The 23142-nt window shown below is 34.3% G+C and carries 24 protein-coding genes and 1 pseudogene; 22 read left to right on the forward strand and 3 right to left on the reverse strand.

Annotated elements, in window-relative coordinates; translation table 11 throughout:
- Positions 1-13 precede the first annotated feature (13 nt).
- The 3 genes and pseudogenes from NLJ82_RS09470 to NLJ82_RS09480 all read left to right on the forward strand — a co-directional run bounded on the left by NLJ82_RS09470 (position 14) and on the right by NLJ82_RS09480 (position 3115).
- Positions 14-433 (forward strand): VOC family protein, encoded by a 420-nt coding sequence (locus NLJ82_RS09470; protein WP_000750834.1) that lies wholly within the window; start codon positions 14-16, stop codon positions 431-433.
- 329 nt (positions 434-762) lie between these two features.
- On the forward strand, positions 763-2412 hold the full coding sequence (locus NLJ82_RS09475) for a copper resistance CopC/CopD family protein (RefSeq protein ID WP_000636165.1): 1650 nt from the start codon (positions 763-765) through the stop codon (positions 2410-2412).
- 89 nt (positions 2413-2501) lie between these two features.
- A pseudogene (locus NLJ82_RS09480) lies at positions 2502-3115 on the forward strand (YcnI family copper-binding membrane protein).
- Between the two features lie 52 nt (positions 3116-3167).
- Here the strand turns inward: NLJ82_RS09480 and NLJ82_RS09485 are convergent.
- Positions 3168-4073, reverse strand: a complete 906-nt coding sequence (locus NLJ82_RS09485; RefSeq protein ID WP_000192785.1) for a DMT family transporter — start codon at positions 4071-4073, stop codon at positions 3168-3170.
- Positions 4074-4170: 97 nt separating this feature from the next.
- On the opposite strand from NLJ82_RS09485, the gene NLJ82_RS09490 reads away from it, so the two are divergent.
- The 7 genes from NLJ82_RS09490 (at position 4171) to NLJ82_RS09515 (ending at position 10144) form a co-directional block, all read left to right on the forward strand.
- Positions 4171-5040, forward strand: a complete 870-nt coding sequence (locus NLJ82_RS09490) for a LysR family transcriptional regulator (protein WP_000156768.1) — start codon at positions 4171-4173, stop codon at positions 5038-5040.
- A 120-nt stretch (positions 5041-5160) separates the two neighbouring features.
- Positions 5161-5592, forward strand: a complete 432-nt coding sequence (locus NLJ82_RS09495; protein WP_000704076.1) for an Rrf2 family transcriptional regulator — start codon at positions 5161-5163, stop codon at positions 5590-5592.
- 71 nt (positions 5593-5663) lie between these two features.
- Positions 5664-6314 (forward strand): DsbA family oxidoreductase, encoded by a 651-nt coding sequence (locus tag NLJ82_RS09500; protein ID WP_000153047.1) that lies wholly within the window; start codon positions 5664-5666, stop codon positions 6312-6314.
- Positions 6315-6371: 57 nt separating this feature from the next.
- A complete protein-coding gene (locus NLJ82_RS09505) occupies positions 6372-6974 on the forward strand; it encodes a nitroreductase family protein (RefSeq protein ID WP_001276944.1) in 603 nt (200 codons plus the stop codon).
- 126 nt (positions 6975-7100) lie between these two features.
- Positions 7101-7232: a hypothetical protein gene (locus NLJ82_RS28655; RefSeq protein WP_000997341.1), complete on the forward strand. Its 132-nt coding sequence runs from the start codon at positions 7101-7103 to the stop codon at positions 7230-7232.
- 109 nt (positions 7233-7341) lie between these two features.
- A complete protein-coding gene (locus NLJ82_RS09510; protein ID WP_000759430.1) occupies positions 7342-8952 on the forward strand; it encodes an amidase family protein in 1611 nt (536 codons plus the stop codon).
- A 178-nt stretch (positions 8953-9130) separates the two neighbouring features.
- Positions 9131-10144 (forward strand): AI-2E family transporter, encoded by a 1014-nt coding sequence (locus NLJ82_RS09515; protein ID WP_001006574.1) that lies wholly within the window; start codon positions 9131-9133, stop codon positions 10142-10144.
- Between the two features lie 54 nt (positions 10145-10198).
- On the opposite strand, the gene NLJ82_RS09520 is transcribed toward NLJ82_RS09515, so the two are convergent.
- The gene (locus NLJ82_RS09520; protein ID WP_000715326.1) at positions 10199-11143 is read right to left on the reverse strand and encodes an L-lactate dehydrogenase; all 945 of its coding nucleotides are present in this window, start codon (positions 11141-11143) and stop codon (positions 10199-10201) included.
- A 200-nt stretch (positions 11144-11343) separates the two neighbouring features.
- Between NLJ82_RS09520 and NLJ82_RS09525 the strand changes: the two genes are divergently transcribed.
- The 7 genes from NLJ82_RS09525 to NLJ82_RS09555 all read left to right on the forward strand — a co-directional run bounded on the left by NLJ82_RS09525 (position 11344) and on the right by NLJ82_RS09555 (position 18734).
- Positions 11344-12780, forward strand: coding sequence for a flavin monoamine oxidase family protein (locus NLJ82_RS09525; RefSeq protein WP_000527992.1), 1437 nt, complete (start codon positions 11344-11346; stop codon positions 12778-12780).
- A gap of 106 nt (positions 12781-12886) precedes the next feature.
- A complete protein-coding gene (locus tag NLJ82_RS09530; protein WP_001044947.1) occupies positions 12887-13804 on the forward strand; it encodes a CobW family GTP-binding protein in 918 nt (305 codons plus the stop codon).
- Positions 13805-14090: 286 nt separating this feature from the next.
- The gene (locus tag NLJ82_RS09535) at positions 14091-15308 is read left to right on the forward strand and encodes a substrate-binding domain-containing protein (protein ID WP_000061983.1); all 1218 of its coding nucleotides are present in this window, start codon (positions 14091-14093) and stop codon (positions 15306-15308) included.
- Positions 15309-15396: 88 nt separating this feature from the next.
- Positions 15397-16170 (forward strand): ABC transporter ATP-binding protein, encoded by a 774-nt coding sequence (locus NLJ82_RS09540; RefSeq protein ID WP_000149327.1) that lies wholly within the window; start codon positions 15397-15399, stop codon positions 16168-16170.
- Positions 16148-16849 carry a branched-chain amino acid ABC transporter ATP-binding protein gene (locus NLJ82_RS09545; protein WP_001196704.1) on the forward strand — a complete coding sequence of 234 codons (702 nt, stop codon included), beginning with the start codon at positions 16148-16150 and terminating at the stop codon, positions 16847-16849. The genes NLJ82_RS09540 and NLJ82_RS09545 overlap by 23 nt, the downstream gene beginning before the upstream one ends.
- A 21-nt stretch (positions 16850-16870) precedes the next feature.
- Positions 16871-17731 (forward strand): branched-chain amino acid ABC transporter permease, encoded by an 861-nt coding sequence (locus NLJ82_RS09550; RefSeq protein ID WP_000382789.1) that lies wholly within the window; start codon positions 16871-16873, stop codon positions 17729-17731.
- A gap of 49 nt (positions 17732-17780) precedes the next feature.
- The gene (locus NLJ82_RS09555; protein WP_002081376.1) at positions 17781-18734 is read left to right on the forward strand and encodes a branched-chain amino acid ABC transporter permease; all 954 of its coding nucleotides are present in this window, start codon (positions 17781-17783) and stop codon (positions 18732-18734) included.
- 98 nt (positions 18735-18832) lie between these two features.
- Here the strand turns inward: NLJ82_RS09555 and NLJ82_RS09560 are convergent, their stop codons facing one another.
- Complete coding sequence (locus NLJ82_RS09560) at positions 18833-19621, reverse strand: LysR family transcriptional regulator (protein WP_000405012.1); 789 nt, start codon at positions 19619-19621, stop codon at positions 18833-18835.
- 120 nt (positions 19622-19741) lie between these two features.
- Here NLJ82_RS09560 and NLJ82_RS09565 point away from each other — a divergent pair, with 120 nt between their 5' ends.
- The 5 genes from NLJ82_RS09565 to NLJ82_RS09585 all read left to right on the forward strand — a co-directional run bounded on the left by NLJ82_RS09565 (position 19742) and on the right by NLJ82_RS09585 (position 22828).
- Positions 19742-20281 carry a DUF4865 family protein gene (locus tag NLJ82_RS09565; protein ID WP_000579900.1) on the forward strand — a complete coding sequence of 180 codons (540 nt, stop codon included), beginning with the start codon at positions 19742-19744 and terminating at the stop codon, positions 20279-20281.
- Between the two features lie 41 nt (positions 20282-20322).
- Positions 20323-20730: a tautomerase family protein gene (locus NLJ82_RS09570; RefSeq protein WP_001117259.1), complete on the forward strand. Its 408-nt coding sequence runs from the start codon at positions 20323-20325 to the stop codon at positions 20728-20730.
- Between the two features lies 1 nt (position 20731).
- The gene (locus tag NLJ82_RS09575) at positions 20732-21055 is read left to right on the forward strand and encodes a carboxymuconolactone decarboxylase family protein (RefSeq protein ID WP_000980851.1); all 324 of its coding nucleotides are present in this window, start codon (positions 20732-20734) and stop codon (positions 21053-21055) included.
- 153 nt (positions 21056-21208) lie between these two features.
- Positions 21209-21652, forward strand: coding sequence for a MarR family winged helix-turn-helix transcriptional regulator (locus NLJ82_RS09580; protein ID WP_001205518.1), 444 nt, complete (start codon positions 21209-21211; stop codon positions 21650-21652).
- A gap of 120 nt (positions 21653-21772) precedes the next feature.
- Positions 21773-22828, forward strand: a complete 1056-nt coding sequence (locus tag NLJ82_RS09585; RefSeq protein ID WP_000417576.1) for an LLM class flavin-dependent oxidoreductase — start codon at positions 21773-21775, stop codon at positions 22826-22828.
- The last annotated feature ends 314 nt before the right edge of the window (positions 22829-23142 follow it).

The following is a 23142-nucleotide window of genomic DNA, read 5'->3' on the forward strand; positions in this document are numbered from 1 at the left end:
TAGGGGAAATAAAATGAAAAAAACAATTGATCACATCGGCATCGCAGTGCGCGATATAGATAGTACGATACGTTTTTATGAAAAGGTATTGTTAGGAACATTAATAGATCGTTACGTAAGTGAGGCACCTGGTGTTGAAAGCGAAGTAGCCATTCTTGAAGTAGATGGAGATAGAATCGAATTACTTGCACCGACGAATAATACGACGTCGCCAATTGCCAGATTCATTAAACAAAAAGGTAAAGGTGTACATCATGTTGCATATCGAGTAGATGATTTAGATGTAGCTTTAGAAGAATTGAAAGAACAAGGTATTCGAACGTTAGAGCATACACTTCGAATGAATAAACACGGCAGAAGACTAATCTATCTTAACCCAGCGGATACAGAGGGAACAATCATAGAGTATTGTGATTATCCGGAAGAGAAATAGAAAAAAGATATTTTTAAAAAGATGTTACGTAATAAAGTAACATCTTTTTATTTATGTATTTCACATTTTCTTCACAAATGATTCACGATAACTTTTCTTCTTCAGGAACTTACATAAATATATTTTATGATATAATAACAATCGACTTTAAAAATGTAAGTTGTATCTATACAGGTAGTTACTATTTTATTAGAAGTTTATAGGTGAGAGAGAAATAAAGAGTTATACTGTATAGAAATTTATATTTAATTAGGTTAATATTTCGCCCGAGAATTAAACTTAGGAAGTTAAAAGCATGAAAATAGAGCGATGAGTAAGAAAGAAGTGAAATGATTGTGAAAGTAATGAGAAGGGTAGGGACATGGCTATTACTTGCATGTGTGCTTATTATATTGATACCGAAAAGTGCATCTGCTCATGCATACGTTGTGAAATCAAACCCTACTGAAAATGAAACATTGAAGAAAGCACCATCTGTTGTGAAAATTGAATTCGATGAGGACATACAAGTTTCAAGTTTTAATACATTGTACGTGAGAGATACATCAGGTAAAAGGGTCGATTTAAAAGATGCTCATATTGATACAAAAAATAAAAAGCTACTAGAAGCCGGATTAAAAGAGAATCTCAAAAACGGTCTGTACTCTATTCAGTGGAAAGTGATTTCAGCTGATGGTCATCCAATTCAAGGAGTTATTCCATTCCGTATTGGATTAGCAGAAGTGAAAGCAGACGATATACAAGTGGAAGAGATGGGTTACGTCCCACAAATCGATATGATTATGGAACGTGGAATTTTATATACAAGTTTCTCACTATTTATAGGCGTGCTATTCTTTAATCTTATTATGTATAAAGGGAATGCAACCTCGGTTCGATCAAGGAGTAAGAACATAATATGGATTTCCTTATTAGGGATATTTATTAGCTTGTTATTCAATCTACCACTGCAAGCGAAAATAAATGCTGATGTTTCATGGCTAGAAGCATTCAATCCTTTACTATTAAAAGAAACATTACAGCTTTCTGTTTTTGGATATATATGGATTTCCCAAATAACTCTTATTAGTTTGCTTATAATCGTTACGTATTTTGCGATGAGGCGTGAGAAGCTTTCGTCGTTTAAAGTATGGAGCATTCCAATAGTATTGTTTATTGGGATACTTGTTATGAAAGCATGTAATAGTCACGCATATGGTTTAAAGTTTAAAGACATTGCTGTCGTTATGGATTTTCTACATTTATTCGCAGCTTCATTATGGATTGGTGGTTTATCATCTATTATTCTCCTTTTACGCAAAGAGGATAACAAGTGGAGTATGTATTGGGATATGATTAAGCGTTTTTCACCGTGGGCAACATGTGCTGTCATTGTGATTTTCATAACAGGTCTTTTTAACAGTACATTTTTTATTCCAACAATCCACTCGTTATTTGATACGAAGTATGGATTAGCTTTATTAGCAAAGATACTTTTATTCATTTTCATGGGGATATTGGGAATTATTCATTATGTGAAAGGGAAAATGAGAGCGGAGCAAGGATTAGGTGCTACGGTAAAAGTAGAGTTTATCATTGGAATTATCATTTTCGTAATCGTAGCTTTTATGACAAATGTACAAACACCACCGATGCCTCCTACTGGACCTTTTACAGAGAGTAAACAATTAGATAATGGATATGAAATGACGCTAAATGTAAGTCCTAATAGAGTAGGACAAAATATATTCCATATTACTTTAAAGGATGAGAACGGACAACCTGTTACTGATATGGAACAAATTATATTAACGACTCAATCGTTAGATATGAATATGGGAAAAGGATCATTTAAAGTTTCGGCAGTTTCACCGGGAGAATATGAAGCAGAAGGTATGTATATTAACATGACAGGCAACTGGAATATACAAGTACATGGATTAACGAAATCGCTTGATAGCTTCGATACGGATTATAAATTTATTGTAGGTGGCAGATAAAGTGAAACTTTAAGCAGCCCTCATCAATTGGGCTGCCCGGCGAATAGCGGGATAAAGAGTAGGTATAGATAAAAAGGAGCTAATTGAAAATGAAACGCATAAAAAAATTAGGAACAACAATGATCGCAACAGTAATTGCAATGGGAATTTTTTCGTTACCTGTTAGTGCACACGTCACTGTGAAGCCAGCAACTTCTGACATCGGCTCTTGGGAGACTTACACGATAAAAGTACCAGTTGAAAAGAATGTAGCAACAACAAAAGTTACACTGAAAATACCGTCTGGTGTGGAATTCCAACAGTATGAACCAGTGCCAGGATGGAAGAGCAAAAAGATAGTGCCGGAAAAGTGAAAACTGTAGTATGGGAAGCAACAGGAGAAGGGATTTTACCTGGCCAATTCCAGCGGTTTACTTTCGTCGCTAAAAATCCGGATAAAGAACAAAAAATAGCTTGGGATGCATACCAACAATATAAAGACGGAGAAATTGTGGAATGGACGGGCGATGAAAAAGCTGAAAAACCACATTCATTTACAACAATTGCAAAAGGTACATCATTAACAGGAGAACATGGTGAAGTGTCTAGTGTAGAAAAGAATGCAGGTACTAGTAATATGCAATTGATAGCAATTGTTTTATCTATTTTAGCGATTGTATCTTCGGTAGGTACGTGTGTTTTTATGGTACGTCGTAAAAAATAGGTAATAATTATAAGAAGGAGCCTACAATCAGTAGGCTCCTTCTTATGTTAATTTACTTCACTTCAACCCGCTGCCCTACAGCAAGTGCTTTCGGCTTTATATTTACGAAACAAATACTCACTACAATAAATAATAGTCCGATAAATAAGCTAATAGTAATGGCTTCATGTAAGAAAATTGAACTTACAATAATAGCGATTAGAGGAATGAGAAATGTATAAGCCCCAACTTTACTCGCTTCACCAGCTCCAACGAGTGTGAAGTATGCAAGCCACCCCATTGCAATAACAAAGAATGAAATAAAGAGTAGTACACTAACAAACGGCATACTCCAAGCGATACTAGACCAACTTTCAAACTCTGATCCAAATCCAATTAAGCAAAGTCCGCCAATAATAAGTTGCAGTGTTACCATCCAAATGGAATTAACGCGGTGCCCAGTCTTCTTAATAAATACGGTTCCAAGTGCCCAGCCAATAGCGCATCCTATCGCGAGAAGAATCCCGATAATAGAAATATGTCCAGTTAAACTGCTAGAGCTAATAACACCTACACCAATAAATCCGAGTATAAGCCCGAAAATTTTTAACCCATACATTGATTCTTCAAGCCATATCCACGAGAAAATACCAAGTAAAACGGGTTGTAGAAATACGATGGCGGAAAATAGACCAGCAGGCATATATTGAAGGCCGACAGTTTGTAATCCGTAAAATATAATGATGTTAAGTAAAGAAGAAATAACGTATAAATGCCAAGTTTCTTTTAAGTGTAACTCTTTGTATTTCGGTAATGCGAAAAGGAGTAAAATGAATCCTCCAATTAAAGTTCGAACGCCTGCAAATAAAACGGGTGGTGTATAATGCAGAGCAAACTTAGATAAAGGCCAATTGATTCCCCACATGAAAACGAGAAAGATAAGGATGATGGCCGTCTTAGTTCGAGAAAGCTGTGTCACTGTAAGACCTCCTTGATGTTATTCATTTCACTATGATATGATATCGACTGTAATAAATAAAATGAATCTTTTTTATGAGGAGTATAAGTGATTAGTTATGACCATTACACAACTTCAAGTGTTAATAAAAACTGTTGAGTTAGGTAGTTTTACGAAGGCAGCTCGGGTGTTAAATATGACGCAGCCGGCTGTAAGTCATGCCATTTCAAGTATTGAGTCAGAGTTAGGAGTTACGATTCTTATACGTGATAAACGAAAAGGGTTAATTGTTACGGATGTAGGAAGCAGAATTCTTGTACATATTAGAGAGATTTTGAACGGTGTAGAGAAGATTGAACAAGAAGTTGCGATGGAGAAAGGACACGAAGTTGGGACGATTCGAATTGGGAGTTTTCCGAGTGCTTCTGCACATTTCTTACCGAAAATGATAAACCATTTTAAGGAGAAGTATCCGAACTTAGAAGTCGTTCTTTATGAAGGAACGATTAAAGAAGTTGAAGATTGGTTAGTATCGAGGGTTGTTGATATAGGGATTGTTATTTTACCTAATAAAGAGATGGAGATTGTTCCATTAACGAAGGGAAAAATGGTTGTTATTTTAAGAGAGGATCATCCTCTTTGCAAGAAGGACGCTATTACAATTCGTGATTTGGAGAATGAACCGATCATATTATGTAAGGGCGGATACGAACCACCTATTATCGATATGTTTAAACAAGTAAATGTACCACTTCGAGCTGAGTATGTAATTTCGACAGTTACGACAGCTTTAAATATGATTCAAGAAGGGTTAGGTATTGCAATATTAGCTGAATTATCTTTAACGAATTTACCAAAAAATGTGCAAACGAGAGAATTGGAACCGCAAGTATGGAGAGAAATTGCTTTAGCTGTTCCTTCACTAAAGGATTCTTCAATCGCTGTGCAGCTATTTATTGAAGAATTTCAGGCGCTATTTGCAGAATAAAAAGAGGTGTCTCGTATATTATAATGGGACACTTTTTAATTTATTTATAAAAAATATGTGAAAAGGATTGACTTATTTTTTAGTTGTAACTATAATGATTACATCAAGGTGGTGATTACGATGAAAATTAGTAGCCGCTTTTCCATAGCTGTTCATATTTTATCTATTTTGAAAAACAATCCATCTTCACTTTGTACTTCAGACTATATGGCTGAGAGTGTCAATACAAATCCAGTAGTCATTCGTAAAATCATGTCGTACTTGAAACAAGCTGGCTTTGTTTACGTAAATCGTGGACCGGGTGGTGCAGGTTTACTAAAGGATTTACATGAAATCACATTGTTAGATGTGTATCATGCAGTGAATGTAGTGGAAGAGGATAAATTATTTCACATTCATGAGCAACCAAATCCAGATTGTCCAATCGGAGCAAATATTCAAGCTGTATTAGAAGTTATATTAATACAAGCGCAATCTGCGATGGAAGAAGTTTTGAGAAATATTACGATGGGGCAGCTGTTTGAAACTTTGCAAGAAAAAATGAATGCTTAAATCATATTTATATTTTTTTAACATTAATGTAACTTGTGTGGTTACAACTATAAAGGTAAGGTGTAAAAGTTATGACTATAAAAATGAAAGTATACTCAGATTTTATATGTCCATTTTGTTTTTTAGCAAAAGGTCCATTAGATGAAGTAGCGAAAGAAAAAGATGTAGAAATTGAATGGATGCCATTTGAATTACGTCCAAGTCCATATTCAAAAATAGATCCATGGAATGAGCCAGAAAAATTAGGTTCATGGGATGCTTTCATTCTTCCGACAGCGAAGAAGTTAGGAATTGATATGCGTTTGCCACGTGTTTCTCCGCATCCATATACACATTTAGCTTTCGAAGGGTGTCAATTTGCGAAAGAACGTGGACTAGGTAATGAGTATCATCACCGCGTATTCACAGCATTTTTCCAAGAAGAGCAAAACATTGAAGATATTGATGTGTTAACAAAATTAGCGGTAGAAGTAGGACTTCCTGAGGCGGAATTTAAAGATGCTTTAGTAACTCGTAAATATAAGGAAAAGCATCAAGAAGCAATTCAGCACGCACATGATGAAGCGAATATTATGGCTGTTCCAACTGTCATGATTGGAGATGAAATCATTCAAGGGCTTGCTAGTAAAGAAACGCTACAAAGGGTCATTGATAAAGAAATTGAAAAGGATAAAACAAATTCATTTGAAGGTATGCAATGTAATACCGATGGATATTGCTAATTCGCTTGTTATGAAATAACAAAATAAATGATAAAACAAACATTTGGAGGAATTAAAATGTCAGCAACTAAAACAAACTTAAAAGAAGCAATCGTGAACCGCCGTTCCATTCGTAAAGTAACAAAAAATGATGCAATTACGAAAGAAAGAATTGAAGAAGTGCTAAAAACAGCTTTACACGCCCCAACATCTTTCAATATGCAAAGTGGTCGTATGGTTGTATTAATGGATGGGGAGCATGAAAAGTTTTGGGATATTGTGAAAGAAACATTAAGAGCCCGCGTACCAGCAGAAAACTTTGAAGCGACTGTAGAAAGACTAAAAGGTTTTCATGCAGGTGTAGGAACAGTTCTATTCTTTGAAGATCAAGCAACTGTAGAAAAAATGCAAGAAAACGCACCATTATATAAAGAGCAGTTCCCATTCTGGTCTCATCAAGGAAATGCGATGTTACAACATACTGTGTGGATGTTATTATCTGCTGAAGGAATTGGGGCGTCATTACAACATTACAACCCAATCGTAGATGCTGAAGTGAAAGAAACTTGGAATATTCCAGCAGAGTGGAGCTTAGTAGGTCAAATGCCATTTGGTGAACCAAACGAACAACCAGCAGAAAGAACGTTCTTGCCTACTGAAGATGTAGTGAAATTTTATTAAGAAATACAATATGTAACGAGAAGGAAGCTGTACTTAAAAACAGCTTCCTTTTTTGTAGTGGTGTTAAATTATGTGCATTTAGGGAAGAAATATAAGAAATAATCCGGTGAGAAGGGAATTAGAAAAATGAATGATGAGAAAAAATATACAGTGGTAGGTACTGATGTTGAGGAAGTAAAGCGTTTAAATAAAAATTCAGGGTTAACGTATAATCAAGTGAAGGAATTATTAGCGAAGCAAATGCAAAAAAAGAAGTAATGAAATTGAAATTCTTCATTTTTTCATTTAGCATTTTTATTAAAGAGAGTTATAAAGATAACTCTCTTTTTCAATACAATTGAGCAACTGTTAGAGTGGAGGAAACAACATGAAGAAGTGGGTAAAGATAACGTTATCGATCGCTGGAGGTATTGTCCTATTGGCATGTGCCGGAGGGTATTACGTGTATAAAAATTATTTTCCAAAGGAACCTGAGCGTATTGTATATGATAAAGAAAGAGTGTTAAAACCGATACATAATCAGCTCAAAGGAATTAACATAGAAAATGTAAAGATAAAAGAAAAAGAAGTCGTAAATGCGACTGTAGATGAGCTTCAAAAAATGATTGATGATGGGAAATTATCATATGAAGAATTAACGAGTATTTATCTTTTTAGAATACAAGAACATGATCAAAATGGAATAACATTAAATGCTGTTACAGAGATAAATCCTAATGCGATGGAAGAAGCAAGAAAGTTAGATCAAGAGCGAGGTAGAAACAAAAAGTCGAATTTATATGGTATTCCTGTCGTTGTAAAAGATAATGTACAAACGTCAAAAGTGATGCCGACTAGTGCAGGAACTTATGTATTAAAAGATTGGATTGCAGATCAAGACGCAACAATTGTGAAGCAGTTGAAAGAAGAAGGGGCATTTGTTTTAGGAAAAGCGAATATGTCTGAGTGGGCGAATTATTTATCTTTTACAATGCCAAGCGGGTATAGCGGGAAGAAAGGACAAAATTTAAATCCGTACGATCCGATTACATTCGATACTTCGGGATCAAGTTCAGGATCTGCTACAGTAGTTACAGCAGATTTTGCACCGCTTGCAGTCGGAACAGAAACGACAGGATCGATTGTAGCACCCGCAGCGCAGCAATCAGTAGTTGGGTTACGTCCATCTTTAGGCATGGTAAGTAGAACAGGAATTATTCCGTTAGCTGAAACTCTTGATACAGCAGGACCTATGGCAAGAACGGTAAAAGATGCAGCAACGTTATTTAATGCAATGATAGGTTATGACGAAAAAGATGTTATGACAGAAAAAGTGAAAGATAAAGAAAGAATTGATTATACAAAGGATTTATCAATAGATGGATTAAAAGGGAAAAACATAGGGCTTCTTTTTTCTGTAGACCAACAAGATGAAAATAGAAAAGCAGTAGCAGAAAAGATTAGAAAAGACCTTCAAGATGCAGGTGCGATATTAACTGAGTATATTCAGTTAAACAATGGGGGGGTAGATAATTTACAAACATTAGAATATGAGTTCAAGCATAATGTAAACGACTATTTTTCACAACAAAAAAATGTGCCGGTAAAATCGTTAAAAGAGATTATAGCGTTTAATAAAAAGGATAGTAATAGACGAATAAAATATGGACAAACATTAATTGAGGCGTCTGAAAAATCTGCTATAACGAAAGATGAGTTTGAAAAAGTAGTGCAAACGAGTCAAGAAAATGCAAAAAAAGAGCTGAATAGATATTTAGTAGAAAAGGGTTTAGACGCTTTAGTTATGATTAATAACGAGGAAGTTCTTCTATCCGCTGTAGCTGGCTATCCAGAATTAGCAGTGCCAGCAGGATATGATAACAATGGAGAGCCAGTAGGTGCAGTATTTGTCGGGAAGCAATTCGGTGAGAAGGAACTGTTCAATATTGGATATGCGTATGAACAGCAGTCTAAAAATAGAAAACCACCTAAATTGTAAAAGGTTAAACGAAAAAAAGATCTCAACTGAAGTAAGTAGGTGGGCTAATATAAATAGAATCTAACAATATAAAAAGAAAAAAAGGATTCTTCCTAATTAGTAAGAAAGATTGTCTATAGAAGTTCATAAAATGTAATATATTCAATTTCCATCCATTGAAGGGGGAGGTTAAATCTTAATGAATGAAGTGAAAAATTTCTTTCGAAGTAGAGGGTTTCAACGGTTTCTCGTTTTAATAATATTAGCGCTTGTATTATATGGATTAAAAAGTATGATCAACTTAATATTAATTACGTTTATACTGACATTTTTAATGGATCGATTTCAACGTTTTATTTCAAAGAAATTGAAAGTGAACCGGAAAATTGTTATCGCCTGTTTGTATATCATATTAGTTTCCTTTATTGGCACGACATTGTATAAATATTTACCTGTGTTAACGATACAAATTTCGCAATTGATTTATCAATTTAAATTGTTTTTTCAAAACCCGCCTGATAATGAAATTATTAAATATGCACTTTCGACAATTAACGGAATGGAAGTATCAAAGTATATAGAACAAGGTGTAGATGTCATCTATCAATCGATAGCAAATATAGGGAAGGTAAGTTTACAAATATTATTGTCTCTCATATTAAGCTTATTTTTCTTATTAGAAAAAGAGCGTATTATTACCTTTACTTCTAAATTTAAAGAGAGTAAGCTAAAGATTTTTTATGAGGAGATTGCATATTTTGGCGAAAGGTTTGCAAGATCGTTCGGTAAAGTAATTGAAGCACAGTTTTTAATTGCGGTTGTAAATTGTATTCTTACTGTTATTGCATTAATTGTTTTAGGATTTCCGCAGCTTCTCGTATTAGCTGTTATGATTTTTCTACTAGGGTTGATTCCAGTTGCAGGTGTGATTATTTCTTTATTTCCACTTTGTATTATTGCTTATAACGTAGGCGGAGTTATATACGTTGTGTACATACTTGTGTTCATTACAGTCATCCATGCTCTTGAAAGTTATTTTTTAAACCCGAAGTTTATGTCTGCGAAAACAAATTTACCAATCTTTTATACATTTATGATTCTCATTTTTTCAGAACATTTTCTTGGAATATGGGGGCTTATTATTGGGATACCAATCTTCATCTTTTTATTAGATGTACTTGATGTAAATAATGAGGAATCGATTAAAAAATAGAAAATAAAGTAAAAAGCAATCCAACAAATTTTGGATTGCTTTTTGCATATATCATTAAAGAACAGGAGCCATTGTTTCTTTCAACACTTGAACAGAGTGATCGAATTTTAATTCTTCGTCTTCACTTAATTCTACTTCTAAAATTTCACGAACACCGCCGCGATTTAAAACAGCAGGTACACCGATATACACATCTTTTTGACCATATTGACCTTCTAAGTAAGCCGATACAGTTAATACACTATTTTCATCATTTAAAATCGCTTTAGTAACACGTAGAAGTGACATACCAATACCATAATAAGTTGCACCTTTTCGCTCAATAATATGGTAAGCTGCATCACGAACGTTTATGAAAATTTTGTCTAAATCTTCTTGATTATACGTGTTGTCTTTTTCAAGCAGTGTTTGTAGTTTTTGAATACCTACTGATACGTGGCTCCAAACTGGAAGTTCAGTATCGCCATGTTCGCCGATAATATAAGCGTGAATGTTGTGTGGACCAATATTGAAGTACTCACCTAACATATAGCGGAAACGAGCAGAATCAAGTGTTGTACCAGAACCAATTACGCGCTCTTTCGGTAAACCAGATTCTTTCCAAGTTACGTAAGTTAAAATATCGACAGGGTTAGTTGCGATTAAGAAGATACCATCGAAGCCGCTATCCATAATACTACGAACAATTTGTTTAAAGATTTTTGCGTTTTTCTCAACTAAATCTAAACGTGTTTCGCCTGGCTTTTGTGGTAATCCAGCCGTAATGACTACAAGATCAGCATCTTTACAATCTTCATAGCTACCTTTCCATACTCTAGTTGGAGCTGGCGCGAATGGAACAGCATGACTTAAATCCATTGCTTCCCCTTCAGCTTTTGCTTCGTTTACATCAACTAAAACAAATTCTTCAGCCACAGCTTGATTAATCATACAGTAAGCATAACTACATCCAACCGCTCCTGTTCCTACTAGTACAACACGGTTAATCCCTTTTTTCATTTCAAAATTCCTCGCAATTTCATTAATTTTATTATGTAAGATAATACGTCTTACTTCTATAGAGTCATATCTAGTTTATTACATTTTATAAAAGATATTCAAGTATTTGAAAATGTATCCGTGCAAATCCGCGAACAAAACATAGGAATTCAGTGAACCGAATATAATTCAGTAAAATCCTTTGTAAAAGGGGAAATGGCATGGGGAATCCATTAGCAATGGAAGAAATGATTCATATTATTCATGCAGGGCTTGTTAAAAAGAATAACCCAAAACGGATTACGATTGCAGGTGCAGGGATTTCTGGATTAGTTGCAGGTTCTTTATTAAAAGAGGCTGGGCACGAAGTAACGATTATAGAAGCAAATAACAGAATAGGTGGCAGAGTGTATACGATTCGGGAACCATTTAGTGTGGGTTTATATTTTAATGCGGGCCCGATGAGAATCCCTGACACCCATAAGTTAACCTTAGCGTATATTCATAAATTTAAACTACCTTTAAACCTTTTTATAAATAAAACTTTTGCAGATATCATTTATACGAATAACATTCAAACGAGATTGAATGTGTTTGAAAATGATCCAAGTGTACTTGAATATCCGGTTTTGGATAAAGAAAGAGGAAAAACGGCAGAAGAGCTAATGATTGAAGTGTTAGAACCAATACTAAATTACATTAAGAAGGATCCTGATAAAAACTGGCTTATCGTTGAAAAAAAGTATAAAACGTATTCGCTTGGTTCATTTTTAATGGAGTATTATTCAGATGGTGCGATAGATATGATTGGGGTACTTCTTGATATGGAAGCTTATATGGGAATGTCCTTAATTGAAGTATTACGTGAAATGATTTTCTTTACTTCAACAACGAAATATTATGAAATAACTGGTGGAATGGATAAGTTATCGAATGCATTCTTACCACAATTAAGGGAACATATTTTAATGCCGTATAAGGTTGATAAAATTATACAAGAAGATAATAAAGTAATGTTACAAGGAAATCATGAACAAACGTTAGAGCAATTTACAATAACAAGTGATTTTGCTATTATTACAATTCCATTTTCAGCGTTAAGATTTGTAGAAGTTCAGCCATACTATTTATTCTCTTATTTTAAAAAAAGAGCAATTCGTGAATTAAATTATATTGCTGCAACTAAAATTGCAATAGAGTTTAAAAGTAGATTTTGGGAGAAAGCGGGACAGTGTGGCGGTAAATCTATTACTGATTTACCGATACGGTTTACATACTATCCGAGTTATGGCATTCATACTCCAGGACCAGCTATCGTTATAGCAAGTTATACGTGGGCAGATGAGGCGTTAACATGGGATAGTCTCCCGCAAAGAGATCGTATTCGTTACGCATTAAAAAATTTAGCGGAAATATACGGTGACATCGTCTATAGTGAGTTTGTCACTGGAACATCTTTTAGCTGGAGTAAAAATCCGTATTCTTGCGGTGCATTTACAGCTTTCGAACCAGGCCAAGAGCTCGAGTTATTTCCGTATATTACACCACCATCTGGAAAAGTACATTTTGCAGGAGAGCATACGACATTAACACATGGATGGATGCAAGGGGCAATTGAGTCTGGAGTTAGAGTTGCATATGAAGTAAATGAACAGTGAATCTCTTATATTTACAAATGGTCATTCTTTTAATAAAATGATAAATATAAATCGTAATTATTACGCTTTGAATACATTTGAAGTAAAGAAATGGATGGTCGGTTGAATGAATAAAGTGGAGATTCATATATTAGGTGGTTTTTTAGGTAGTGGAAAATCAACATTATTACAAAATTTATTGTTAGCAGAGAAAAAGAAGAATAGAAAAGTTGCAGTATTAATGAATGAAATTGGTGAATACTCAGTAGATACAGATATTATTGGAAAAGAGAATGTTTTAAGAGAACTTCTTAAAGGATGTATTTGTTGTACGTTAAAAGAAGAGCTTGAAATACAATTACATTCGTTATACCAGCAAGAAAGACCAGATGTCATTTATATAGAAACGACAGGTGTTGCGCATCCAATTGAAGTACTAGATGCATGTGTATCACCAATTTTAGCACCGTTCTTAGAAGTGAAATCAATAGTAGTCGTTTTAGATGCAGTAAGGTGGTTAAATCGAAGTATATTAAGTGCAAATGTGCAACAGCTACTGCATGAGCAAATGAAATTTGGTAGCCATATTTTAATTAATAAATCAGATTTACTAACAGATGCGGATAAGAAGAAAGTAATTGAAGACGTGAAAGCAATAAATAATCATGCAAAATTGTTTGAAACAAAATATTGTAATATATCTTTAGAAGATATAGAAGAAGCTGAATTTATGAATGATGGGGAACATGAGACACTACATGTCAAACAGCATTTACATATACAAACGATGACATATCAATTTACGAAATCGATTGATCAAGACAATTTATATGAATGGCTTTCAAATTTACCAGATAGTATTTATCGTGTAAAAGGTTTTGTGAAATTTCATGGGGACAAATATCCTCACTTATTCCAATACTCGTTCGGAGTACCGACTTTACTGGAACAAGACTTCGGTTTCCCAACGAACTTAGTAGTAATAGGGGAAGGGCTAGATAAGAAGCGATTGGCTGAAGGGTTAGAGGAAGTGGAAAATAATTAAGTGTTTTTTACATAGGCTGCAATAATTGACTTAAGAACTTAAGTTAATTATTGTAGCTTTTTTCATGATTAATACTGCAACGAAACAGTATTTTCAATTGGAAAGTAGAATATATATTGATTGTATGTCCGTTTCCATTAAATAGGAAGGTGATTATAGATTTGTGCCGAATGTAGAGGATACTACAAGAGTTTTCCATTACCTATCTTATAGTTAGTCATGATTACGGACAGGGAATTTTGGCGTGTTTGATTCTATCAGAAAGAAAAGTATGGGGAGGATCACAATGTCGATGAAAAAACGTAAATGGCTAAAAATGATGGCTACTGGTTGTGTTTTAGGATCGTTATTCATAACGGCAGCTTGTTCAGGAAAGAAGGCAAGTACAGAAGATGAAAAGACGATTAAAGTAGGGGTTCTTGCTTCATTAACAGGTCCATTAGAATCATATGGAAAACAAACAGTGAACGGATTTGAATTAGGATTAGACTATGCAACCGGTGGAACTGGGAAAGTGGAAGGGAAGAAGATTAAGTTTGTTGTAGAAGATACGGAAACAAAAGCAGAGGTAGCCGTTAAAAAAGCTACGAAGTTATTAGAAGAAGAGAAAGTCGATTTTTTAGTCGGATCGTCTAGCTCAAGTGATACATTAGCAGTTTTACCATTAGCTGAAGAATATGAAAAAATAATGGTCGTAGAACCGGCAGTTGCTGATAGTATTACCGGAAAGAATTGGAATAAGTATGTTTTTAGAACAGGAAGAAGCTCTTCGCAAGATGCAATTGCAGGAGCAGCTGCAATTGCAAAAAAAGATGTAAAGATTGCGACATTTGCCCCGGATAATGCATTTGGCCGTGAAGGGATTGCTGCATTTAAAGCTGGAGCGAAGAAATTAGGTGCAAATATTGTGAACGAGCAATATGCTGATACAAATTCGACTGACTTCACTGCAAATATTCAAAATATCATTAGTTCAAAACCAGATTATTTATTTATCGTTTGGGCAGGGGCGAATTCACCTTGGAAACAGTTGAAAGATATGAATGTAGAAGCGCAAGGTATTAAAATTTCTACTGGTGCACCAGATATTCCGGCATTAAAAACGATGGATGCATTAGTAGGAATGCAAGGGTTTTCGGTATATTATCATACACTCCCGAAAAATAAGGTGAATGATTGGTTAGTAGAAGAACATAAAAAACGATTTAATGGTGCGGTGCCAGATTTATTTACAGCAGGTGGAATGTCAGCGGCAATTTCTATTGTAGAAGCGTTAAAGAAAACAAAAGGTGATACAGATGTAGATACATTAATTAAGAAAATGGAAGGAATGGAATTTGATACACCGAAAGGAAAGATGAAGTTTAGAGAAAAGGATCACCAAGCGATGCAGACGCTTTATTCTATCACGTTGAAAAAGCAAGATGGTGTTGACTATCCAGTGCCAGTATTAGAGCGAGAATTAACGATGAAAGAGACAGAGCCACCAGTTCAAAATAAATAGACTGAATTTTCTGTTGTTTTTGTATAAAGAGGGGATCCCCTCTTTGTACGTATTTTTTTCATACTTAAAGCTTTAAAGGGGGGATTTCATGACACATTTGCTAGAAACGAAAAATCTTAGTGTATCTTTTGGCGAGCATCATGTTATTAAAGATGTAAATTTAACTGTACAAAAAGGAAAACTCATTTCTATTATCGGGCCAAATGGTGCGGGTAAGACAACATTATTTAATTTACTAAGTGGACAGATTTCACCCACAACAGGTGAAGTGTATTTTAAAGGGCAAGATATTACAAAACTATCGATTTCAGATCGAACACGCTTAGGAATCGGTCGCTCTTTTCAGCTTACAAACATATTCCCAGAATTAACGGTACTTGAAAATGTCCGTTTAAGTGTTCAATCATTCGTACAAGATTACTATAGTTTTTTCCCGAGTCCAGCAAAATTAAAGCAACAAGTTGGAGAGGCGAGACGTTTCTTAAAAACAGTATTACTTCAGGAGAAAGAGAATGTATTAGCAAAAGATTTGGCACATGGAGAGAAAAGAAAGCTAGAACTTGCGATGTTATTAGCTTTAAAAACGGATGTGTTATTACTTGATGAGCCGACGGCAGGTATTTCGGTTGAGGAAGTCCCAGCTATATTACAAGTGATTGAAAATATTAAGAAACATCCAGAGAGTACAATTGTACTTATTGAACACAAAATGGATATGGTATTAGGTTTGTCAGATCATCTAATCGTTTTATTTCATGGAGAGTTATTGGCTGAAGGTTTACCCGAAGAAATTATGAAAGATGAGCGTGTACAAAGTGCTTATTTAGGGGGATTATATAGTGGCACTATTACAAGTGAATAATATAGAGACGTATTTAGATCAGTTTCATATTTTACAAGGGGTATCTCTTACTGTTGAGAAAGGAACGATTACTGTACTGTTTGGAAGAAATGGGGCAGGGAAGACTACGACGTTACGTTCGGTTATGGGGTTTCACCATATCGCACATGGTGAAATTTATTATGATCGTACACAAGTAAATGGATTATCTACACATTTAATTTCAAGGAAAGGGATAGGGTATGTACCAGAAAATCAAGGTATTTTTCACGATCTGACAGTAGAAGAAACATTCGCTCTTGCTAGAGGTAAGGGCGAAGAAGCGGAAGAAAAGATAGAATGGATGCTTGAACTATTTCCAGATTTAAAGCAATTTTGGCACAAAAAAAGTGGACTCTTAAGCGGGGGACAAAAGCAAATGTTAGCAATTTCAAGAGCATTTATTAATAGTGATGGTTTACTACTTATTGATGAGCCGAGTAAAGGCTTGTCTCCTATTATGATAGAAAAATTAATGATAGCTATTTTGAAAATGAAGGAGAAAACAACAGTTTTACTCGTTGAACAAAATTTTATGATGGCTAGTCAAATTGGTGATTATTTTTATATTATGGATAACGGAAAAATTGTTCATAACGGTTTTATGCATGAATTAAAAGAGGATAAGGAAATGTGTCACAAATATTTAGGAATCTCTTAACATGAATCCGGGGTGAGAAGGATGGATGTGTTAATCAATTTATTTGTAAATGGGATTTCAACAGGGATGCTCATTTTTTTATTAGCATCAGGTCTTTCGCTTATTTTCGGTTTAATGAGTGTTCTAAACTTCGCACATGGTGGTTTATTTGCATGGGGAGCATTTACAGGTGTTTGGCTATTTAATATGACAGGGAGTTATGTGTTAGCTTTAATTGGAGCAATAGCTATGGGAATGTTCCTTGGATTTATTTTAGAAAGATTCCTTATTAGACCGGTATACGGAAATCATGTTCGACAGCTTCTTGTTACACTTGGAGGAATGCTTGTACTTAGTGAATGTATTAAAGTATTTTGGGGACCAAATCCAATTGGGGCAAAGTTACCGTTATGGCTACAAGGAAGTTTTACGTTCGGAGGCGTTATATTAATTAAATATCGTCTATTCGTTATCATAATTGGGGTTATCATATACATTGCCTTATTATTATTGCTCAAAAAAACAAAGATAGGTCTTATGATACGCGCAGGTGTAATGGATAAAGAGATGGTTCAAGCGCTCGGTATTAACGTAAAAGCTATATTTTCTTTCGTCTTTTTATTAGGAGCAGGGATGGCTGCCTTAGGTGGCTTCTTATTAGCACCATACTCAGGCGTTATTTTCGCTGAGATGGGTATGCAGTATGCGATTTTAGCTTTCATAGTAGTAATCATTGGAGGGCTAGGAAGCGTACAAGGTTCAGCCATCGCTTCTTTAATTGTCGGATTAGCTGGTGCTTTTACAGCGTATTTTATACCGGATTTATCACTTGCAATCAATATGTTAATGTTACTATTTTTCTTAATAGTGAAGCCAAATGGACTTGTTGGTGAAAAGGGGTGAAATGGTGAACAGCACATCAAATCGAATTAAAGTATACTTCGGAGTATGTATGCTCATTTGTTTAAGTGTATTTCCATTCGTAAATGATTCACGGAGCTTGTTAATTTTGTTCACTCAAATCTTCATCTTTGCTATTTTTGCAATGAGTTTTGATGTATTGCTTGGATATACAGGAATTGTATCATTCGGCCATTGTATGTTCTTTGGAATAGGAGCATATGGCGTAGCGCTTTTATTTGATCGGCAAGGAGTATCTATAACAAACTTTTTAATAGGACTAGTAGCTGCAATCTTCATTTCAGCAATTGTTAGTTATATAATTGGCTTGCTTTCTTTACGGCTGAAAAGTCATTTTTATGCAATGTTAACACTTGCTATTTCACAATTGTTTTTCGTACTTGCTGAAAAATGGCGCGGGCTTACTCATGGAGGGGATGGTTTTACATTTGGGGTACCAGACGTATTCCGTGATCGTTTTACCTTTTATTATGTAACACTTATATGTTTACTTATCATTTTTGTTCTGTTACGTCTTTTCACAAAATCTTCTATTGGAAAAGTATTAAAGGCAATTTCACAAAATGAGCAACGTGTTGAAGCACTAGGATATAAAGTTCTTCATTATAAAATTATTGCTAGTGTTGTTGCAGGAGTAGTAGCTGCGATAAGCGGTGGTTTATTTGTTATTACACTGCGCTTTGTTAATACAACTGTATTTTCAATTGAAATGACATTAAATGCATTATTGATGACTATGATTGGAGGCGTTGGAACGTTAATAGGAGCCATTGCAGGAGCTGGAATTATTGAATCCCTAAAATATTATTTATCAGAACTAGCTACAGAGTATCCGATCTTTGAACGATGGACGATTATTCTTGGTGTATTGTACATTATCGTATTGCTAGTTTTCCCGAAAGGATTAGTTGGCACGGTTAAGGGACTGAAGAATATGAAACGGAATAAGAAGGAGAAAAGTGCAGAAGTGGAGCAAAATGTGTGAAAAATCAATTGTATAGAATATGAAAATCCCTCTTTTAGATTCGGAAAGGAGGGATTTTTATTGCTGTATGTAAATTTAGTTCTTTTATAAATATTATATTAATTAAATAGTTCATCAGGGATTTGTTTGAAAGAATTTTGATTCGTAAAGAAATGAACATCTAATTTCTCAATTGGAACATCTTCAATTGGTACTAATTTATCATTTTTAATTGGTAAAAAGGCTATTCCTTTTCCGTCCTGAATAAACTCTTCTATAAGCGAATAAGAATCTAATTGTTGAAGTTGGCGCTGAGATAAATTATTTTCTTTTAGAAATTGTATCGTCTTATTCCTAAAAGGGCACTTTTTGTCATTACTAACGAAGAAGAGTTCCTTTGAAAATTCAATGGTACACTTTTCTTTCGGTTTTAATAAGCCGATAGAAATTGAAGTGGAAAATACTTTTTTAAACGATATGTCTGGGTAATCCTCATAAGTAATGACCATATCAACTTTTTGTTGCTGCAGTAATTTTTGCAAATGACTACTATTTTCTACATATATTTGATAACTCCTAAAATTTTCTTTAATGCGCTTGCTTACATAATTAGTCAAAATAGATTGTGACGTTGCGATTATATAAGAAGACCCACTCGTTTTAATTTTATCTTTTGCTTCTTCTACTAGCGTTAATATTTGATTTGTGTAGTCTAATAAAATGTCACCAGAAGGTAATAAAGAAACGCCTTTGTTATCTCTATGTAGTAAAGGTGTTTCTAACTCTTGTTCTAATTTTTTAATTCGCTCAGTTACGTTCGGTTGAACATACCCTAACTCTTTCGCAGCTTTACTAATAGAGCCTTCGCTAGCCACAGTTTTGAATATAATAAGATCATTTATTTCCATTTCTCACAGCCCCTTATACGATATCATTATAAATGATACCAAACATAATTTATACCTATTTTACGTTAGTCAATCATCGGTTTATCATTGTGTATATAAGATGGAAAGTGAGTGATAAACATGATTGGAATGCAATATAAGGTCATTTTGCCGAAAGATTATGATATGGAGATTATTAAGAAAAGGGTAAAGGATAATGGGTATAAAACGGATGGTTTTCAAGACCTGAATTTTAAAGCTTATTTAATTACTGAGGCAGATAAGGACGGAAATTTCTATAACTGTTATGCACCTTTATATATTTGGAATGGTCATGAAGGAATGAACAAATTTATCTTTGAAGGGTATTACGATAATATTTTACAATCTTTTGGATGGCAACAAATAAATATAGGTGTTCCATTAGTTGTTAATGTAAAAAATGACTTTAAGAAATGCAGATATGTTGTTGAATATGAAGGAAGTATTTCTCCAAGTGAATCATTGAGTGGGATTCAATCTATCATTGTGGATCAAAAGGTAGAAAATTGTTTAGGAAATGTAATAGTATATAATCCAGATAAATGGGGATATAGCCAGTTTAATTTTTATGAAGAGAAGCCTGATATTACAGCGAATAAAAGTGTTACAGTATATGAGATTTTGCACATTTCACGATGAAAACTTGTTGAAGTTAAATTAAGAAAAAGGAATGACAATGTATGCCCTTTGTGAACGTTTATTATCATGAAAATAAATTAAATAAAGAAGAAATTAAAAAGATAGGTGAATGTATTCATCTTTCATTAATTGAACATTTTAACATCCCTGAAAATGATTTCTTTCAAATGTTTTTACCCTATCAACAAAATCACTTTTTATATAATCCATATTATTTATTAGAAAGAGGAGAAAAGAGAACAGAGAATATGATGTATGTTTCTATCACATGTGGACCGGGAAGAACGATAAAACAGAAAAGTGATCTATATCAGTCGATATCCTCGAAGGTTTTTGAATGTTCTAGTATAAAAAGTGCAAATATTTTTATTACAGTAAATGAGACATCTGCAGAAAATTGGTCATTTGGTCAAGGAATGGCACAATTGGTAAAAGTGAAGGGGGAGTGAAATGATGAATGAATCCATTGAATATTGTATTCAAGAGAAAATGAGAGAAATGGCACCTGTATTTGCTCATTATAGTGAAAAAATATTGTTTGAGGAAGTGTGGCGGGATGACACTTTAACATTAAGAGAAAGGAGTTTATGTACAGTGTCGGTATTAATCAGTCTTGGTAATACAGAACAATTACCATTTCATTTGCGACTGGCCAAACAAAATGGAATTAAAGAAAATGAAATGATTGCATTAATAACACATATGGCTTTTTATGTTGGTTGGCCCAAAGCAGTAGGCGCTTTACATATAGCAATGAATGATATGGAAAGTTAAGAATAACGATAAGAAAGAATTCATTTAAACATGAATTCTTTCTTATCGTTATTTATGTAATACTTTAATGAGATATTTTTCACGTTTTCTCTTGCTTTTTTATCACTTGCGTAGTAAAGTGATAGTAAGATTCACGATAGGAAGTGATCAAACATGCGTGATAATACGATAGGATCATTAATATGGTTACGTTTAATACGATTTACGAACCAAAGTAATCAGATGTCAAATGAGTTTTTAAAACGTTTTGATTTAACGACTGCTCAATTTGATGTGCTTTTGCAAATACGTACGTATCAACCACTAACACAAATGGAGTTAGCTGAAAAGGTAACTGTTACACAAGGTGGCATCTCTCGAATGTTAACGCGTCTTGAAAAAGAAGGATATATTGTACGAAAACAAGATTGGAAAACGAAAACGATTAGTCTTACAGAGCAAGGAGAAGCAGCCTTAGAGAAAGCATTGCCAGAGCAACTTGCATTTCAATCATCATTTTTTGATGACGTATTAAATGAAGAGGAACAGAAAATGTTATATGAGCTAATGACGAAGGTTCATAAGCATAGTGAAAAAAAAGAATTACCGCAAGAGTAATTTTTTTTACATTATCAATTGACTAATCAAGTGATGTTGTAAACAATAGAGAAAAACATTGGACTTACAAACGTTTTTAAAAGAGAAACTAATAACACTTTATTAAAGGAGAGAGTAATGATGGAAAAATACCGCATGGATACAAGTAAAGGAATGGAGTTTGGATTATATTCGATTGGGGATCACGTTTTAAATCCGCATAATGGAGAGAAAATTAGTGCTGAACAAAGAATTCATGAATTAATTGAAACAGCTAAGTTAGCAGATGAAGCTGGACTTGATGTATTTGCTGTCGGTGAAAGTCATCAAACGCACTTTACAACGCAAGCTCATACAGTGATTTTAGGGGCTATTGCACAAGCTACGAAAAATATAAAAATTGCAAGTTCAGCATCGATAATAAGTACATCTGATCCGGTACGAGTATACGAGGACTTTGCTACACTTGATTTGATTTCTAGTGGACGTGCAGAAATTGTGGCTGGCCGTGGATCGCGTATTGGGGGATATAGCTTACTTGGTTATGATGTAAATGATTATGAAGAGTTATTTGAAGAGAAGATGGAACTTTTATTAAAAATTAATAAAGAGGAACATGTAACATGGAATGGACAGTTCAGAGCACCGCTTGCGCATGCAGCGGTTATTCCAAGAGCTAAAAATAATAACTTACCAATTTGGCGTGCAGTTGGTGGCCCACCAGCTAGTGCGATTAAAGCAGGACGTGCAGGTGTACCAATGATGATAACAACACTAGGTGGTCCAGCTATTAACTTTAAAGGGTCAGTAGATGCTTACCGTGAGGCGGCTGAGCAAAGTGGATTCAATCCAGCAAGTTTGCCAGTTGCAACAACGAGTTTATTTTATACAGCGAAAAATTCACAAGATGCACTTAGTGAATACTACCCTCACATTAATGCTGGTATGCTTACGCTACGCGGTGGCGGGTATCCGAAACAACAATTTACAAATGCAATAGATTACCGTGACGCGTTAATGGTTGGTAGCCCGCAACAAATTATCGAAAAAATGCTTTACCAATATGAATTGTTTGGGCAACAACGTTTTATGGCAGAAATTGATTTTGGTGGTGTACCGTTTGATAAAATTGAGAAAAACATCGAATTAATTGCTACTGAAATTTTACCGGCTATTAGAAAACATACAGCAAAATAATTTAAAAAATACCGAGAGTCTAATCGATTCTCGGTATTTTTTTATGTATGAATTTAGTTTGAAAAAATGACAATAAAATGAATTTTTAGTCTAGAAAGAGGGAGTACATTTTCTATTTTTGAATAACATTATTTCGTGTTTGAATTTTAGAAATACATTTTTCTCTTGACAAAAAAATAACGAAATTATCCATTGGTTAATAGGACATTTTTCCGTAGAAAAGTCAAGTGTATAAAGAGAGAAACGATTATTTTATTGATGCAAAGATAAGTCTCATATTAAAAAAACACATTTTATCGATGAGAAAAATCTAA

This window comes from Bacillus paranthracis, from assembly GCF_024296885.1.
Lineage (GTDB): Bacteria > Bacillota > Bacilli > Bacillales > Bacillaceae_G > Bacillus_A > Bacillus_A paranthracis.

Coding starts and splice junctions, on each gene's coding strand:
- NLJ82_RS09470 (WP_000750834.1), top strand. CDS start 14: ATGAAAAAAACAATTGATCACATCGGCATCGCAGTGCGCGATATAGAT.
- NLJ82_RS09475 (WP_000636165.1), top strand. CDS start 763: ATGATTGTGAAAGTAATGAGAAGGGTAGGGACATGGCTATTACTTGCA.
- NLJ82_RS09490 (WP_000156768.1), top strand. CDS start 4,171: ATGACCATTACACAACTTCAAGTGTTAATAAAAACTGTTGAGTTAGGT.
- NLJ82_RS09495 (WP_000704076.1), top strand. CDS start 5,161: ATGAAAATTAGTAGCCGCTTTTCCATAGCTGTTCATATTTTATCTATT.
- NLJ82_RS09500 (WP_000153047.1), top strand. CDS start 5,664: ATGACTATAAAAATGAAAGTATACTCAGATTTTATATGTCCATTTTGT.
- NLJ82_RS09505 (WP_001276944.1), top strand. CDS start 6,372: ATGTCAGCAACTAAAACAAACTTAAAAGAAGCAATCGTGAACCGCCGT.
- NLJ82_RS28655 (WP_000997341.1), top strand. CDS start 7,101: ATGAATGATGAGAAAAAATATACAGTGGTAGGTACTGATGTTGAGGAA.
- NLJ82_RS09510 (WP_000759430.1), top strand. CDS start 7,342: ATGAAGAAGTGGGTAAAGATAACGTTATCGATCGCTGGAGGTATTGTC.
- NLJ82_RS09515 (WP_001006574.1), top strand. CDS start 9,131: ATGAATGAAGTGAAAAATTTCTTTCGAAGTAGAGGGTTTCAACGGTTT.
- NLJ82_RS09520 (WP_000715326.1), bottom strand. CDS start 11,143: ATGAAAAAAGGGATTAACCGTGTTGTACTAGTAGGAACAGGAGCGGTT.
- NLJ82_RS09525 (WP_000527992.1), top strand. CDS start 11,344: ATGGGGAATCCATTAGCAATGGAAGAAATGATTCATATTATTCATGCA.
- NLJ82_RS09530 (WP_001044947.1), top strand. CDS start 12,887: ATGAATAAAGTGGAGATTCATATATTAGGTGGTTTTTTAGGTAGTGGA.
- NLJ82_RS09535 (WP_000061983.1), top strand. CDS start 14,091: ATGTCGATGAAAAAACGTAAATGGCTAAAAATGATGGCTACTGGTTGT.
- NLJ82_RS09540 (WP_000149327.1), top strand. CDS start 15,397: ATGACACATTTGCTAGAAACGAAAAATCTTAGTGTATCTTTTGGCGAG.
- NLJ82_RS09550 (WP_000382789.1), top strand. CDS start 16,871: ATGGATGTGTTAATCAATTTATTTGTAAATGGGATTTCAACAGGGATG.
- NLJ82_RS09555 (WP_002081376.1), top strand. CDS start 17,781: ATGCTCATTTGTTTAAGTGTATTTCCATTCGTAAATGATTCACGGAGC.
- NLJ82_RS09560 (WP_000405012.1), bottom strand. CDS start 19,621: ATGGAAATAAATGATCTTATTATATTCAAAACTGTGGCTAGCGAAGGC.
- NLJ82_RS09565 (WP_000579900.1), top strand. CDS start 19,742: ATGATTGGAATGCAATATAAGGTCATTTTGCCGAAAGATTATGATATG.
- NLJ82_RS09570 (WP_001117259.1), top strand. CDS start 20,323: ATGCCCTTTGTGAACGTTTATTATCATGAAAATAAATTAAATAAAGAA.
- NLJ82_RS09575 (WP_000980851.1), top strand. CDS start 20,732: ATGATGAATGAATCCATTGAATATTGTATTCAAGAGAAAATGAGAGAA.
- NLJ82_RS09580 (WP_001205518.1), top strand. CDS start 21,209: ATGCGTGATAATACGATAGGATCATTAATATGGTTACGTTTAATACGA.
- NLJ82_RS09585 (WP_000417576.1), top strand. CDS start 21,773: ATGGAAAAATACCGCATGGATACAAGTAAAGGAATGGAGTTTGGATTA.